Source organism: Rhodococcus sp. RDE2 (genome assembly GCF_020885655.1).
Taxonomy (GTDB): Bacteria; Actinomycetota; Actinomycetes; order Mycobacteriales; family Mycobacteriaceae; genus Rhodococcus; species Rhodococcus pyridinivorans.
On record NZ_AP025186.1, the window covers coordinates 3,995,832 to 4,010,570 of the forward strand.

The following is a 14,739-nucleotide window of genomic DNA, read 5'->3' on the forward strand; positions in this document are numbered from 1 at the left end:
CGAGGAGGCCCTCATGCATCCGCTCGTGACCATCGTTCTCGGGAGCACCGTGCTCACCGTCGCAGGCATCGCCTTCGGAGGCACCTTCCTGCTGCGCGTCGCCGCGGGCGGCGTACCCACCAACGACCTGCAGAAGACGTTCTTCCGTGCCGGTCACGCCCACGCGGGAGTACTCGTCACGCTCGGGCTGCTCATCGCCGTCCTCACGCACGTCGTGGGCGCATCACCCGGTTGGTCGGCGGCCGGCGCCATCGCCGTGCTCGTCGCCGCGATCCTGATCCCGGCAGGCTTCTTCCTGTCGGTGCTCGGGCCCGATCCGGCCCGGCCCGGCCCGGCCCGATGTTCGCGGCGGTCCGGCTCGGCGCCGTCTCCCTCACCGCGGGCGTGCTGATCTCAGGCGTCGCCGTGCTCGCCGCCGGAATCGCGGCCCTCTGAGGCGGGGACGCGCGCAATGTCCGTGTGCCGGGGACTCTCGGGGCCGGCGGTGATCGCACGCGTCGCCGAGCGATCCAGGTGCGTGCGCGCGAAGGCCAGCGAACGTGCCAGCATCCCGGCGCGCTCGGCACGCGTCCGTGCGCTCTGGGTGCTGATCTCCAGGACCACGTGACCGCCGAAGTCGCTCGCGGCGAGCCGGCGGCACACGTCCGCACAGGGTTGCGTGCCCGTTCCCGGGACGAGATGTTCGTCGAGCGAGGAGCCCCGGCCGTCGGCGAGATGGAGGTGAGCGAGCCCCTCCCCCATCCGATCCGCGAGCGCGAGGGCGTCGGCCCCGGCGGTCGCGGTGTGCGACAGGTCGAGCGTGTAGTGCGCGAAACCGGTGTCGGTGGGGTCGAGCGACGGGCTGTAGGCCGAGACCGCGCGGCCGGGTCCGCGCCGGCGCAGACGTTCGGCGCCGCGATCACGACCGCCGAAGACGACGTCGGCCCTCATCGGGTACATGTTCTCGACCGCGACCACCACGTGGCTGTCTGCCTCGAGTGCTGCGACCTGGTCGGAGAATCCCTCCGCATAGCGACGCTGCCACCGGAAGGGCGGATGGACCACGACGGTCTCCGCACCGAGGATCTCGGCGACACGCACCGAACGGTCGAGCTTGGCGGCGGGATCGGATCCCCACACGCGCTGCGAGATCAGCAGGCACGGCACATGCACGGCGAGCACCGGCACGCCGTACTCGCGGACCAGACGCTCCACCGAGGTGGGGTCCTGGCTCACCGGTTCGGCCCACACCATCAGTTCGACCCCGTCGAAACCGAGATCGGCCGCGAAGCGGAACGCCGCTTCGGTGTTCTCCGGATAGACCGAAGCGGTGGACAGCCCTACCCGGATTCCCTGCGCGGTCGGCATCGGCTCACCCGGGCAGCAGGAACAACAGCGGCCCGAAGGCCACGAATGCTCCCACCGCGAGCGCGATGAGCTGACTCGTGATGTCGTCGGTGCGCCGCAGGACGCGCACCAGCGCGACCAGGCCCACGATCACCAGCAGCGCGAGGGCGAAGGCGACCCACGGCAGGAGATCCCACAACCGCTCGAATCCCTTGAAGAGCAATCCGCCCGCGACGATCGCGGCAACGCTCTCGCCGATCAGCAACGCCCACTGCTTGAGGCCGCTGCCCTGTTCCGCGTCGGCGGACTCGTCGTCCGCACTCTGCCGTGCCGAGCCGTCGGTGGCGCCGGCCGCTGCCTTCTTGCTCTTGCCGCGCGACTTCTGCGACCGCGACGATGCCGACCCCTCGGCGGCGTCGGACGCGGCGTCCGCGGCACCGATGGTGTCGGTCGAGTCGTCGGCGTCGGAGCCGGTGCCCTGCAGGTCGCTGGCCGGGCCGGAGAGCAGTCGCGGTTCGGCGACGTCGGCCTTGCGCACCGACACCGCCGGGGCGCCCGCCTTCTCGGACTTCGTGTCCGACTTCTTGTCGGCGACCGCTGCTCCCTCACCGGACGGCGAGCCGGTCGCGGCCGCTCCGAGATGCGCCCGCGCGCGACGGGGAAGCGCCTCGGGACGGATGACCTCGGTCGGCGACTCGATCTTGGGCGGAGCCGCCTTGGACGCCGCCTCCGTAGGTGCGGCCGCCTTGGAGACCGCATCCGTCTTCGACACCGCGTCCGTCGATGCGGGCGTCTTCGCGGCGGGCGGTGTCTTCGCGGCGGGCGGTGTCTTCGTGACGGCAGGCGTGCTCGTTCCGGTCTTCACCGGCGGCGTCTTCGTCCCGACGGCGACCCGCGGGGTCACGGTGGTCTTCTCGATGTCGGACAGCGCGAAGGTCGCCGCCTTCGGCGTCTCGAGCTTCGGTGTCTCGATGTTCGGAGTCTCGACCTTGCGCGGCGCCGGCACGACCTTCGACGGGGTCCCCGCATCGGCAGTAGCCGTCGAGGAAGCCGAATCCGTCTGCGCAGCAGCGTTTTCGGCGTCGGCAGAGGTGTGCCGCTCACCCTTGCCGTCCGCGCGGTCGTCGGCCGCGCGGGTGATCGGGATCTCGCCCGTCAGTTCGGCGACGGAGATGCCGCCGCTCGCGCCTCGTCGGCGTCGTCCCCCGGCCCGCGTTCCCACCTTCTGGCCGTTACGCGCCAACAGCTCGGCCACGGAGATCTGCCCCGTGTCGTTGCTGCGATTCTCGCTCATCCGGTTGCCACCACCAGTTCGCCACCCATATCCGTATCGAGCTTCCGAAGAATCAGGCCTTCGCGCAACGCCCACGGGCAGATCTGCAGCGTCTCCACTCCGAGGGCACGCATGCTCGCCTCCGCGACGAGGGCGCCGGCGACGAGTTGCTCGGACCGGTCCGAGCTGACGCCTTCGAGTTCTGCCCGGTCGGCCGTGGTCATCCGGGAGATGAAGGCGATGAGCTGGCGCAGTCCGCTCGCCGTCAGGGTCCGTTGTACCCGCAGGCCGGCCGAGGAGGGGGCCGCGCCGGTGAGGCGGGCCAGGGTCCGGAAGGTCTTGGAGGTACCCACACACAGGTCGGGGTCGCCCGCGTTGCGTATGACCTTCGCCGGTTCGGCGAGTTCCGCGTCGAGCCAGTCGCGCAGCGCCGAGATACGGCGCTTGCCGGGCGGGTCCTCACGGAACCAGTCGCGCGTGAGCCGTCCCGCACCGAGCTGGAGGGAGTAGGCGATCTCGGGGTCCTCGTCGCCGCCGAAGGTGAGCTCGAGCGAACCACCACCGATGTCGAGGTCGAGGATGTTCCCGGCGCTCCAGCCGTACCAGCGGCGCACGGCCAGGAAGGTCAGCCGCGCCTCGTCCTCACCGGAGAGCACGTCCAGCGACACCCCGGCCTCCCGGCGCACCCGATCGAGGACGGCCTCGGAGTTGCCGGCGTCGCGCACCGCGGAGGTCGCGAACGCCATGAGCTCGCCGCATCCCGAAGTGCGGGCGATGCTGGCGAACTCGGCGGTGGTCTCGACGAGCCGCTCGGCGCCCTTGGGGGTGATGTCGCCGTTGTCGTCCATGTTCTCGGACAGCCGCAGCGTGGCCTTCGTCGAACTCATCGGCGTGGGGTGCCCACCACGATGGGCGTCCACCACCAACAGGTGAACGGTGTTGCTTCCGACGTCGAGTACCCCTAAGCGCACATCAATACGGTACTGGGTCTACCGTCGGGACCTGTGACAGCAGGTATGTCCCATGCCCCACACAAACTCGACCCGGCCCCCGAAGTCCCTCTGGACTTTCCTCGGGAATGGGTGGAGTTCACCGACCCCGACAACGACGAACACGTCATCGCCGCAGACATGACATGGCTGCTCTCGCGGTGGACCTGCGTGTTCGGCACTCCGGCGTGCCAGGGCATCATCGCCGAGCGACCCGACGACGGGTGCTGCTCGCACGGCGCGTTCCTGTCCGACGACGACGATCGCAAGAAGCTGGCGAAGGCAGTGAAACACCTCACGCCGGCCGATTGGCAGTTCATGGACAAGGGCCTGGGCAAGAAGGGCTACCTCGAAGAGGACGAGATCGACGACGAGCCCGCCCTGCGCACCCGCCGCTACAAGGGTGCGTGCATCTTCCTCAACCGTCCCGGATTCGAGGGCGGTCAGGGCTGCGCCCTCCACACCATGGCGTTGCGACGCGGCATCGAACCGCTCGAGATGAAGCCCGACGTGTGCTGGCAGCTCCCGATCCGTCGCACCCAGGACTGGGTGGAGCGCCCCGACGGCACCGAGATCCTGCGCACGGTCATCACCGAGTACGACCGGCGCGGCTGGGGCGAGGGTGGCCAGGACCTCGACTGGTACTGTTCCGGCTCCCCCGACGCGCACGTCGGCGAGCGTCCGGTCTGGCAGTCGTACGCCCCCGAACTCACCGAACTCCTCGGTGCGGCGGCCTACGACGAGCTCGCGCGCCTGTGCCGGCGACGCCAGGGACTGGGTCTGATCGCGATCCATCCCGCGACGTCGGCAGCACAGGCGGGCTCGCCTGCCGGTTCCGGTCAGGCTTCGAGCTTGTAACCCAGGCCGCGCACCGTCACGAGGTGGCGCGGCTTGGCCGGGTCCTCCTCGATCTTCGAGCGCAGTCGCTTGACGTGGACGTCGAGGGTCTTGGTGTCGCCGACGTAGTCGGCGCCCCACACCCGGTCGATGAGCTGTCCGCGGGTGAGCACCCGCCCGGAGTTCCGCAGGAGATATTCGAGCAGGTCGAATTCCTTGAGCGGCATGGCAACCGGCTCGCCGTTGACGTGCACGACGTGACGGTCGACGTCCATCCGCACGGGCCCGGCCTCGAGCAGGCCGTCGTCCGCCGCCGTCTCGCTCTCGGTGTCGGCGCCGCGTCGCAGGACCGCCCGGATGCGGGCGATGAGTTCGCGCGCCGAGTACGGCTTGGTGACGTAGTCGTCGGCGCCGAGTTCGAGTCCGACGACCTTGTCGATCTCGCTGTCGCGGGCGGTGACCATGATGACCGGGACACCCGAACGGGTCCGCAACTGCTTGCACACGTCGGTGCCACTCATTCCGGGGAGCATCAGATCGAGCAGGACGATATCGGCGCCCTCCCGGTCGAACTCGGCGAGGGCCGACGGGCCGTCGCCGGCGATCGTCGTCTCGAACCCCTCCTTGCGCAGCAGGAAGGCGAGCGGATCCGCCAACGATTCCTCGTCCTCGACGATCAGCACACGCGTCACGAGCTGGTCCTCCGTCTGTTTCTCGGTGTCCGTCCGCCCGGGAACCCGGGTGGGGTCTGCGTCACGATCCGACCGCCTTCTCGGTGCGGTCGACGGTGTCGTCCTCGTCGTCGGCGTCCTCGACGTGGGCCGGGACGAGAAGGGTGAAGGTGGAGCCGGTACCGGGCTTGCTCCACAGGGTGATCTCGCCGTGATGGTTCGCGGCGACGTGCTTGACGATGGCCAGGCCGAGGCCGGTGCCTCCGGTGGCCCGCGACCGGGCCTTGTCGACGCGGAAGAAACGCTCGAAGACCCGTTCCTGGTCCTCCTTCGCGATACCGATCCCCCGGTCGGTGACGGCCATCGCGACCTTGCCCTCGCGCAGCGACCTGCTGATCGTCACCGGTGAGCCGGCCGGCGAGTAGGCGATCGCGTTCTCGATGAGGTTGGTGAGGGCGCTGACGAGCAGCGTTCGGTCGCCGAGGATCTCGAGACCGCTCGGCCGGTCGGTGCTGATGGTGATCGAGGCGTTCTCGGCGGTCAGGCGCGTGCGGTCGAGGGCCTCCTCGACGACGGCGTCGACGTCCACGACCTCGAGATCGGGCAGTTTCTCGGCGCCCTGGAGCTTCGAGAGCGCGATCAGCTCGGTCACCATGTTGCCTAGGCGCGTCGCCTCGCGCTGGACCCGTTCGCCGAAGTGGCGGACGGTGTCGGGATCGTCGACGGATTCGAGCAGCGCCTCCGCGAGCAACGCCATCGCGCCGACGGGCGTCTTGAGTTCGTGGCTGATGTTGGCCACGAAGTCGCGCCGGGTGGCCTCCATGCGGACGTGCTCGGAGTCGTCGAAGGCGTAGAGCACGACGAAGCGCGGGTCCTGGTCGAGCAGCGGCCGGACGGTACAGCGCACCGCCACGGGCTCGCGGCCGAGCAATGCCTTCGCGCCCAGGTCGAGTTCGATCGGCTTCCTCGTCTCGAGCACCCGGCAGGCGGCCACCCAGGCCCGGTCGTCGATCTGCCGGTTGCGGACGAGACCGAGTTCCTCGGCGCGCGGGTTCGACAGGACGACGTCGTGGAACTTGTCGACCACCGCGATCCCGGTCGACGCCCCGTGGACGACCCGGTCGAGCACGTCGAACATCGTGAGGTCGGCTTCGTCGCTACCGTGGGCCCGGCGCTGCACCAGCCTCCCGATGGCGACGGTGACGATCCCGCCGAGGACCGCTGCGACCACGGCCAGCAACACGGCCTGCGTAACACTCACACTTCGAATCGTAATGACACCGGTACCCCACCGGACACCGGGTCGACGGCATTTCCCGCACGTCACACCGCATTTTTCGGTTGTTGGAGTGTTGTTCACCCTTTGTTCGCCCGGAACGGACGACTCCGCGACGGACCTGCACGAACGAACCGACCCCGTCACCGATCGGCGACGGGGTCGGTTCGGTTCCGAGGAACTGTTACTTGGCGCCCTGGTTGGCGACCGCTGCCGCACCGGCGGCCGCGGCCTCGGGGTCGAGATAGGTGCCGCCCGGATTCAGCGGGCGCAGGTTCTCGTCGAGGTCGTAACGAAGCGGGATGCCCGTCGGGATGTTGAGACCGGCGATGTCGTCGTCGGAGATCCCGTCGAGGTGCTTGACGAGCGCACGCAGCGAGTTGCCGTGCGCGGTGACCAGCACGGTCCTGCCCGCGAGCAGATCCTTGGAGATCGTCGACTCCCAGTACGGGATGAGGCGGGCGACGACGTCCTTCAGGCACTCGGTGAGGGGGACCTCGTCGACGTCGGCGTAGCGCGGATCGGCGTCCTGGCTGTACTTCGAACCCGGCTCGATCGGCGGCGGCGGGGTGTCGTAGCTACGACGCCACAGCATGAACTGCTCCTCGCCGAACTCGTCCTTGATCTCGGACTTGTTCTTGCCCTGGAGCGCACCGTAGTGGCGCTCGTTGAGACGCCAGTCGCGGATGACGGGGATCCAGTGCCGGTCGGCGGCGTCGAGCGCGAAGTTGGCGGTGCTGATCGCGCGGCGCAGCAGGGAGGTGTAGGAGACGTCGGGAAGCACGTTGTGCTCGACGAGGAGGGCACCGGCCCGCTTGCCCTCGGCGATCCCCTTGTCCGTCAGATGCACGTCCACCCAGCCGGTGAACAGGTTCATCGCATTCCATTCGCTCTCGCCGTGGCGGAGCAGAACAAGTGTTCCGATAGTCATGACCCAATCCTGACATGCACGGATGGCGATTTCGCCACGGGCGCCCCCGATCGTGGGCTATATCTGACAACGCGCGTTGCCAGGAACGCGGGAGTCGGCGCCGCGCACCACAGTTCGTCATCACCGAAACACACGGGGGGTTCGATGTCACACGGGGGTCCGAAGTCACACGGGGGTCCGCAGCCCGACACACGCATGTCCCGCCGCACCGTCCTCACCGCCCTCGGGGCGCTCGGTGCCGCCGCAGCCCTTCCACCCACGGCAGCCGCCCTACCACCCACAGCGGCACAGCCGGGCCGCCGCGCGCCGGCGGTGCACTCCGGCGGACGCCGGGTCGCGATCCTCGGTGGCGGGATGGCCGGACTGGCCGCCGCGCACGAACTGATCGAGCGCGGCTTCGAGGTCACCGTCTTCGAGCCGACCGCGCTCGGCGGCAAGGCGCGCAGCATCCCCTCCCCCGGCACCGCGGCAGGCGGCCGCCTCGATCTGCCCGGCGAACACGGTTTCCGCTTCTTCCCCGGCTTCTACCAGCACATCCCCGACACGATGCGGCGGATCCCGTTCCCCGGCAACCCGAACGGCGTGTTCGACAATCTCGTTGCGGGACACGAATTCCGGATGGCGATCCCCGGGGCGCCCGACCTCACCGCCCCGGCCTCCATCGCACCGCTGCGCTTCGACGTCTACGACCCGCTGAGCCTGCAGGAGAGCCTGACGGCAGCCTTCTCCCTCGGCGGCTCGATCCCCCCGCACGAGCTCGCGGTCTTCATGCGCAAACTCGTCATGTTCCTCACCAGCAGCCTCGAACGTCGCAACGACCAATGGGAACACGAGACGTGGGCGCAGACCCTCGAAGCCGACGGCAAGTCGAAGGGCTACCGCGAGATCCTCGTCTCCGCACTGACCCGTCAGCTCGTCGCGGCACGGCCGCAGACCGTCTCGACCCGCACCATCGGCATCATGGGCCAGGCCTTCGTGTGGAACGCGATGGGCACCGTGCCCCAGTACGGACATCTCGACCGCCTGCTGTCGGCACCGACGAACGAGGCGTGGATCGACCCGTGGGCGCAACTCCTGCACGATCTCGGCGTGAAGTTCGAGATGGGTTGGGCGGCCGAGGCTCTGGAGATCTCCGGCGGACGGATCACCGGTGCACGGGTCGTCGACGGGTCGGGCAACCGTGCCCGCGCCGAGGCCGACTGGTTCGTCGCGGCGATGCCGGCCGAACGCGCGGTCTCGCTGTGGTCACCCGAGATCCTCGCGGCCGATCCCGGCCTCGAACGGATGAACGCTCTGGTCACCGACTGGATGGTCGGCATCCAGTACTTCCTTCGGCGGCCCACCCCCATCACGCCGGGTCACGTCGCCTATCTCGGTTCGCCGTGGGCGCTCACATCGATCAGCCAGGCCCAGTTCTGGCGCGGCGACTTCGCGCAACGGTACGGCGACGGTTCGGCACACGACTGCCTGTCGGTGGACATCTCCGACTGGGACACCCCCGGCATCCTCTACGGCAGAACCGCCAAGCAGTGCACGCCGGAAGAGATCGCCCGCGAGGTATGGGCGCAGATGTCGGCCTGCCTCGAGGACGGGACGGGCGCGATCGACGAGAACGACATCGTCTCGTGGTTCCTCGATCCCGGCGTGAAGTGGGGAGCCGGCGGCGTCACCAACGACACCCCGCTGCTCATCAACACCGCCGGGTCGCTCGCGAACCGGCCCGAGGCGCACACCGCGATCCCGAACCTGTTCCTCGCGGGCGACTACGTCCGCAACGACATCGACCTCGCGACGATGGAGGGCGCGAACGAATCGGCGCGGGCGGCAGTGGGTGCACTGCTGCAGACGGCGGGCTCCCCCGCCGCACCACCCGCACTGTACAAGTTGCACGAACCGCCCGAACTGGAACCGTTGCGGCGCATCGACTCCGACCGGTACCGGGCGGGACAACCGCACATGCTGGCCTGATCGGACAGGCCCGGACAGCGGAATCCCCGGGAGACACACGGTCTCCCGGGGATCCACATTTCGTCGGCCCGTCCGTCAGGCGTTCAGGGCACGCAGATCCTTCCGAAGGATCTTGCCCGCAGAGGATTTCGGCACCGTGTCGATGAACTCGACCTGCCGGACCTTCTTGTGCGGCGCGACCCGCGCGGCCACGAAGTCGATGACCTCGTCCTCGGTGACCGTCGAATCCGGCTGCCGGACGACGAAGGCCTTCGGGACCTCCTCGCCCTCGTCGTCGCGGACCCCGATCACCGCGGCGTCGGCGATCTGCGGGTGCGTGAGGAGCAGGGCTTCGAGTTCGGCCGGCGGCACCTGGTAGCCCTTGTACTTGATGAGTTCCTTGAGCCTGTCGACGATCCGGACGGCACCTTTCCCGTCGACGGTGGCGATGTCACCGGTGTGGAGGAAGCCGTCCTCGTCGAGGGTGTCGGCCGTGGCCTCGGGGTTGCCGAGATAACCGGCCATGACGTTGGGCCCCTTGCACCACAGTTCGCCGGGCGCCGAAACGCCGTCACCGGTGGGATATTCGACTTCTTCGCCGGTCGCGGGATCGACGATCTTGCATTCCATGTTCGCGATCGTCGGACCCACCGAATCGAGCTCGGTCTCGTTGTCCTCGAAGGGGATCGCGTGCGACACGGGAGACATCTCCGACATGCCGTATCCCTGTCGGACGTTGCAGCCCAGGCGCTTCGCGACGGATCCGGCGAGTTCCTTGTCGAGCGGTGCGGCCCCGGAGAAGACCGTGTGCACGCTCGACAGGTCGTACCGGTCGACGAGGGGGTGCTTGGCGAGCGCGACCGCGACCGGCGGCGCGATGAACACGTACGTGCACTTGTGTTCCGAGATGTAGGTGAGGAAGTCGACGAGATCGAACTTCGGCATCGTCACCAGCGACGCGCGGTTGTACAGCGCGGCGTTCAGCAGCACCGTCATGCCGTAGATGTGGAAGAACGGCAGCAGTGCGAGCACGCGGTCGTCGGCCGCGATGCCCATCCGCGGGGTGATCTGGCAGACGTTCGCGACGAGATTGCGGTGCGTGAGCATCACGCCCTTGGGTCGGCCGGTCGTGCCCGAGGAGTACGGCAGCACCGCGAGGTGGGTGGCCGGATCGAACTCGACGGTCGGAGCCGGGGAGCCCTCGGTGAGCAGGTCGCGCAGGGACGGATGGCCCTCGGCGCCGTCGAGCACGAAGAGCAGCTCGTCGGGGATCCCGGCGGCCGCGGCGGCCTCCCTGGCCTGCGGCAGGAACGGGGAGACCGTGAACAGTGCGGCGGCCCCCGAGTCGTCGAGCTGCTTCGAGATCTCACCGGCCGTGTAGAGGGCGTTGATCGTGGTCGCCGTGGCACCGGACCTCAGTATGCCGTGGAAGACCGAGGCGAAGGCCGGCACGTTGGGTGCGAGCAACCCGACGACCTTCCCGACACCGATGCCCCGGGCGGCCAGCGCTCCGGCGACGGCGTCGATGTGGGCCACGAGCGTGCGGTAGTCCGTCACGGCGCCGGACGAGCCGTCGATCAGTGCGGGTCGATCGAGCTCGGACTCGTCGAGCGAACCGAACAGGAAGTCGTAGACACTCGATGCCGGGATGTCGACGTCGGGAAAGGGACTGCGGAAACTCATTACTCATCCTCCGAGCATTCTGCCGGCACGCCGTGCCGACTTTCGGTCGAGTTCACACTACCGCAGCGGTTGTGAAGCCCGTCACACGTGCTGTGTGAGGATTGCGAGGATACCGTTCCCGGCGCGATTCGCCTGCCGGAGAGCACGAACCCCGCGTGCGACGGGTCGCACGCGGGGTTCGGAAGCTGCTGGAGCTGCGCTCACGATCGTGCGTGAGCTGCGCTCGCTACGCCAAGAGGCGCTGCGCTCAGAGGTACTGACCGCAGACCGGCCATGCACCGGCGCCCTGTCCGGCGAGGACGTTCTCGGCGACGCGGATCTGCTCCTCGCGCGAGGCGTTGTTCGCGGTTCCCGAGCCACCGTAGGCCTGCCAGGTGCTCTGCGAGAACTGCAGGCCGCCGTAGTAGCCGTTACCGGTGTTGATCGCCCAGTTACCACCGCTCTCGCACTGTGCGACGGCATCCCAGTTACCGGATGCGGCGTTGGCGGTACCGGCACCCAGAGCGAACGGGGTCGCAACGAGTGCAGTGGAGGCAGCGAGGGTGCCCAGGGCGCGCTTGATCGTGAACTTTGCCATGTGGATGAATCCTTTCCGGCTGCTTGCGAGGCCCGCGACGCAATGGGTCCGCCACGTGTGGGCTGGACGGTCGGTGCCGGCAACACGGTGCGGTGCTGACGCACGCCCGGTCGCTCTCTCGCTCCACCCCTCGGCAGGTTGTGGATCCGACAATCCCGCGGGGGTGGAACGAGCGGCTGCGGGGCCGGTGTGTAACGCCCGTCGGTATCGGGCCTACATCGACGGTAAGGGTTCATCACGGCGAGGTCACGGGTCGATTTTCCGGTACGGCTGTGCGAGAAACCGGACCGGCGATCGACAAAACCCCAGGTCGCTTCGCGGGAACGCACCGTTTCCCGGACGTTTCCAGCGGATTTCGATTGTGGTGATGGTCACACGATACGGCCGTGCAGACCTCTCCAACCGGACATGCTCACGGCGCGGTAACGGTGTTCGGCGACGCCGTCACCCGTTCGCTTCGCGCCGATCCTCGGGTTCGTCGTCGTCCACATCGGGTTCGAACGGCGTACCGGTCTCCTCCTCGATGAGGTGACGGAAGGGCTCGAGATTGCGCAGCGGCTCGCCGCGCGAGACCCGCCATTCCCATTCACGCTTGATCGACGTGATGAACCCGATACCGAGGATGATGTTGAAGTCGTAGTCGGCTGCCTCGAGGACCTGCCCGAGGACCGCGTCGATCTCCTCGGGGGTCACCGCGTGCGCGGCGATACGTCCCACCAGATAGATGTCGCCGACCTTGTCGAGCGTGTACGCCACGCCGTAGAGGCGCCGGTTGCGGCGCAGCAGGTAGCGGTACACCGATTCGAAGTTCTCGTCCGGCTTGCGGCACACGAACGCCTCGACCCGCACACCGTGCTGTCCGACGCTGAGCAACGTGGTCGTCTTGAGCTTCTTCTCGCCCGGGAGCTCGACGACGAAGTGCCCGCCCTCCTTGACGGAGAACTCGAGCTCGCGATCGCGCAGCGTCGAATCGATCAGTTCGATGAGCCGGTCGCTCATGCCGTGACTCCCCTCGTCCGTCGCAACTTCCACACTCCACGCTGCCGTCGCAGCGAATGCTCACCGGTACCGAAGGTGCGGTTGCGGCGCATCCCGGCCCGCCGATAGCTGTCGAGCAGTCCTTCCGCGGTGTGTTCCCACGAGAAGGACTCCGCATGCACGGGCGCGGTCGCCGCGAACCGGGCGAGACGATCCGGATCGCCGACGAGGGAACGCAGCGCCGTCGCCCAGTCGTCGATGCCGTGCCCGTCGACGAGCATGCCGGTCTCCCCGTCGCGCACGGCGACCCCGAGACCACCGACGTTCGCGGCCAGCACGGGCGTGCCGCAGGCCTGCGCCTCGATCGCGACGAGACCGAAGGACTCCGAATAACTCGGCACCGCAACGAGATCCGCAGCACGGTAGACCTGGACGAGACGGTCGGGCGGCTGCGGCGGGAGGAAGGTGACCCGCGACGCGATACCCAGTGCGGATGCGAGTTCGATGAGCGCGTCGGGGCGCTCGAGACCCGTTCCCGACGGGCCTCCCACCACCAGGACCCGCAGCGGCATGCCGGGGTCGTCGGCGAGTGCCCGCGCTGCGGCTTCGAGCAGCACGTCGGGAGCTTTGAGCGGCTGGATGCGGCCCACGAACGCCACGACGGTCTCGCGCGGGTCGAGTCCGAGTTCGGCACGGGCGGCCGCGCGGTCGCCGGGCCGGTAGCGGTTCAGGTCGGCGCCCGGAGCGACGACGTCGATCTTTGCGGGATCGGCCCCGTAGATACGTTCGAGCTGCCCCGCCTCGTCGGCGGTGTTGGCGACCAGGCGATCGGACTCCGCGACGACCTGCTGCTCCCCGATCTGCCGGGCCGCGGGTTCGGGGGTGTCGCCCTCGGCGAGCGAGGCGTTCTTCACCGCGGCGAGCGTATGGGCGGTGTGCACGAGCGGCACGCCCCAGCGGTCGCGGGCGAGCCAGCCGACCTGCCCCGACAACCAGTAGTGCGAGTGCACCAGGTCGTAGTAGCCCTGCGGGTGCCGTGCCTCCTCGCGCAACACGCCCGCGGCGAACGCACACAGCTGCGTCGGCAGGTCGTGTTTGTCGAGTCCTTCGAACGGGCCGGCCTCGATGTTGCGGACGAGCACCCCCGGCGCGGCCTGCTGGACGGCCGGATCGGCCGACGAGGTCGCACGGGTGAAGATCTCGACTTCGACGCCGCGACGCGCGAGCTCGACGGCGGTCTGCAGGACGTACACGTTCATACCGCCTGCGTCCCCGGTTCCGGGCTGCGCCAGCGGCGAGGTGTGGACCGAGATCACGGCCACGCGGTGCGGGCGGCTGGGCTGGGACGTCACCCCTCCATACTGCCCTGCTGCCGATCTTCGCGTGTCGCCGCCTCCGCCGTCGCAGCTCGAGCGAACTCGCCGACCTCCGACACGAACCGGTCGGGATCCTCGACGAACGGACCGTGGTCGACGCCCTGCCAGATCGAGGTCGTGGCGCGGCGCAGCAGCGACGCCGCATGGTGCGCCACGGAGACGTCGACGACCGAGTCGGCGTCGCCGTGCAGGAGGAGAACCGGCACGTCCAGGCCGGCGAGCAGCTCGTCGTTGCCCACCGCACGGTCGAACAGCGCCGCACGGACCCGGGGCGGGGTGGACAGGCTCGCGCCGAACAGGGCCTGCGACACCGCACCCTTGCCTTCGAGGAGAGCGCTGCCCTCGACGACGGGACCGGTGAGGGCGTTGCCGAAGGAGCCGAGCGCACGCACCGCTTCCTTCGGGTCCTCCGACATCGCGGCGGGGATCGCGGCACGCATCGAGGCACCGACGCGTCCGCCCTTCTCACCGCGGCCGATGCTCGTGATGGCACCCACGAGGACGAGGCCGGCGACGGCCCCCGCGCCGTGTTCGGCGAGATAGTCGCAGATCACCAGGCCGCCGTAGGACCAGCCGAGCAGCACCGCCGGGTTCGTCTCGGAGACGTTCTCGGCGGCGAGCACCGCGGCGAGGTCGCCGGCCCACAGGTTGCGATCGGCGTATCCGGTCTCGGGGGCCTGCGAATAACCGTGTCCGCGCAGGTCGACGGCGACCACACGGAAGTCGCGGGCGAGTGCGTCGAGAACCCCGTCGCCCCAGCACCGCGACGACTGCGCCCACCCGTGGAGCAGCACCAGAACCGGTGCCGACTCGGAGCCGAATACGCGATACACGAGGGAGGTGCCGTCGATACCGGCCACTTCACGAACTGCCAT

The 14,739-nt window shown here is 69.0% G+C and carries 13 protein-coding genes and 1 pseudogene; 3 read left to right on the forward strand and 11 right to left on the reverse strand.

The features are described from left to right. The first annotated feature begins 13 nt into the window (after positions 1-13). Positions 14-435: pseudogene (locus LPH33_RS18590) on the forward strand (hypothetical protein). On the opposite strand, the gene LPH33_RS18595 reads toward LPH33_RS18590, so the two are convergent. The 3 genes from LPH33_RS18595 to LPH33_RS18605 are packed head-to-tail and all read right to left on the reverse strand — an operon-like array spanning position 394 to position 3,570. Then, positions 394-1,347: a sugar phosphate isomerase/epimerase family protein gene (locus tag LPH33_RS18595; protein WP_088897064.1), complete on the reverse strand. Its 954-nt coding sequence runs from the start codon at positions 1,345-1,347 to the stop codon at positions 394-396. The pseudogene LPH33_RS18590 and the gene LPH33_RS18595 sit on opposite strands and share 42 nt — an antisense overlap. A gap of 4 nt (positions 1,348-1,351) precedes the next feature. After that, entirely contained in the window at positions 1,352-2,620 is a 1,269-nt protein-coding gene (locus LPH33_RS18600; RefSeq protein ID WP_145693268.1) for a hypothetical protein, read from the reverse strand. Then, complete coding sequence (locus LPH33_RS18605; RefSeq protein WP_145693267.1) at positions 2,617-3,570, reverse strand: Ppx/GppA phosphatase family protein; 954 nt, start codon at positions 3,568-3,570, stop codon at positions 2,617-2,619. The genes LPH33_RS18600 and LPH33_RS18605 overlap by 4 nt, the downstream gene beginning before the upstream one ends. A gap of 45 nt (positions 3,571-3,615) precedes the next feature. Here LPH33_RS18605 and LPH33_RS18610 point away from each other — a divergent pair, with 45 nt between their 5' ends. Beyond that, the gene (locus LPH33_RS18610; protein WP_229568391.1) at positions 3,616-4,446 is read left to right on the forward strand and encodes a hypothetical protein; all 831 of its coding nucleotides are present in this window, start codon (positions 3,616-3,618) and stop codon (positions 4,444-4,446) included. Here LPH33_RS18610 and LPH33_RS18615 read toward each other — a convergent pair. The 3 genes from LPH33_RS18615 to LPH33_RS18625 form a co-directional block, all read right to left on the reverse strand. Next, positions 4,428-5,117 carry a response regulator transcription factor gene (locus LPH33_RS18615; protein ID WP_016693724.1) on the reverse strand — a complete coding sequence of 230 codons (690 nt, stop codon included), beginning with the start codon at positions 5,115-5,117 and terminating at the stop codon, positions 4,428-4,430. The two genes, LPH33_RS18610 and LPH33_RS18615, sit on opposite strands and share 19 nt — an antisense overlap. A gap of 61 nt (positions 5,118-5,178) precedes the next feature. Then, complete coding sequence (locus LPH33_RS18620) at positions 5,179-6,357, reverse strand: sensor histidine kinase (RefSeq protein ID WP_229565354.1); 1,179 nt, start codon at positions 6,355-6,357, stop codon at positions 5,179-5,181. Positions 6,358-6,556: 199 nt separating this feature from the next. Further along, positions 6,557-7,303 (reverse strand): phosphoglyceromutase, encoded by a 747-nt coding sequence (locus tag LPH33_RS18625; protein ID WP_059383356.1) that lies wholly within the window; start codon positions 7,301-7,303, stop codon positions 6,557-6,559. Positions 7,304-7,498: 195 nt separating this feature from the next. Here LPH33_RS18625 and LPH33_RS18630 point away from each other — a divergent pair, with 195 nt between their 5' ends. Then, complete coding sequence (locus LPH33_RS18630; protein WP_229565356.1) at positions 7,499-9,271, forward strand: hydroxysqualene dehydroxylase; 1,773 nt, start codon at positions 7,499-7,501, stop codon at positions 9,269-9,271. 75 nt (positions 9,272-9,346) lie between these two features. Here the strand turns inward: LPH33_RS18630 and LPH33_RS18635 are convergent, their stop codons facing one another. The 5 genes from LPH33_RS18635 to LPH33_RS18655 form a co-directional block, all read right to left on the reverse strand. Next, complete coding sequence (locus tag LPH33_RS18635) at positions 9,347-10,933, reverse strand: 4-coumarate--CoA ligase family protein (protein ID WP_088897059.1); 1,587 nt, start codon at positions 10,931-10,933, stop codon at positions 9,347-9,349. 247 nt (positions 10,934-11,180) lie between these two features. Further along, a complete protein-coding gene (locus LPH33_RS18640) occupies positions 11,181-11,510 on the reverse strand; it encodes a transglycosylase family protein (RefSeq protein ID WP_016693719.1) in 330 nt (109 codons plus the stop codon). Positions 11,511-11,954: 444 nt separating this feature from the next. Then, positions 11,955-12,509 (reverse strand): YbjN domain-containing protein, encoded by a 555-nt coding sequence (locus LPH33_RS18645; RefSeq protein WP_016693718.1) that lies wholly within the window; start codon positions 12,507-12,509, stop codon positions 11,955-11,957. After that, a complete protein-coding gene (gene mshA / locus LPH33_RS18650; protein WP_229565358.1) occupies positions 12,506-13,840 on the reverse strand; it encodes a D-inositol-3-phosphate glycosyltransferase in 1,335 nt (444 codons plus the stop codon). Before mshA ends, LPH33_RS18645 begins: the two co-directional genes overlap by 4 nt. Next, positions 13,837-14,739 carry an alpha/beta fold hydrolase gene (locus LPH33_RS18655; protein WP_229565360.1) on the reverse strand — a complete coding sequence of 301 codons (903 nt, stop codon included), beginning with the start codon at positions 14,737-14,739 and terminating at the stop codon, positions 13,837-13,839. Before LPH33_RS18655 ends, mshA begins: the two co-directional genes overlap by 4 nt.

What these genes read in the sequence shown, in the direction of transcription:
- LPH33_RS18625 (WP_059383356.1), bottom strand. Translation starts at nt 7,303, where the DNA reads ATGACTATCGGAACACTTGTTCTGCTCCGCCACGGCGAGAGCGAATGG.
- LPH33_RS18600 (WP_145693268.1), bottom strand. Translation starts at nt 2,620, where the DNA reads ATGAGCGAGAATCGCAGCAACGACACGGGGCAGATCTCCGTGGCCGAG.
- LPH33_RS18635 (WP_088897059.1), bottom strand. Translation starts at nt 10,933, where the DNA reads ATGAGTTTCCGCAGTCCCTTTCCCGACGTCGACATCCCGGCATCGAGT.
- LPH33_RS18645 (WP_016693718.1), bottom strand. Translation starts at nt 12,509, where the DNA reads ATGAGCGACCGGCTCATCGAACTGATCGATTCGACGCTGCGCGATCGC.
- LPH33_RS18610 (WP_229568391.1), top strand. Translation starts at nt 3,616, where the DNA reads ATGTCCCATGCCCCACACAAACTCGACCCGGCCCCCGAAGTCCCTCTG.
- LPH33_RS18630 (WP_229565356.1), top strand. Translation starts at nt 7,499, where the DNA reads ATGTCCCGCCGCACCGTCCTCACCGCCCTCGGGGCGCTCGGTGCCGCC.
- LPH33_RS18655 (WP_229565360.1), bottom strand. Translation starts at nt 14,739, where the DNA reads ATGGCAGTTCGTGAAGTGGCCGGTATCGACGGCACCTCCCTCGTGTAT.
- LPH33_RS18640 (WP_016693719.1), bottom strand. Translation starts at nt 11,510, where the DNA reads ATGGCAAAGTTCACGATCAAGCGCGCCCTGGGCACCCTCGCTGCCTCC.
- LPH33_RS18595 (WP_088897064.1), bottom strand. Translation starts at nt 1,347, where the DNA reads ATGCCGACCGCGCAGGGAATCCGGGTAGGGCTGTCCACCGCTTCGGTC.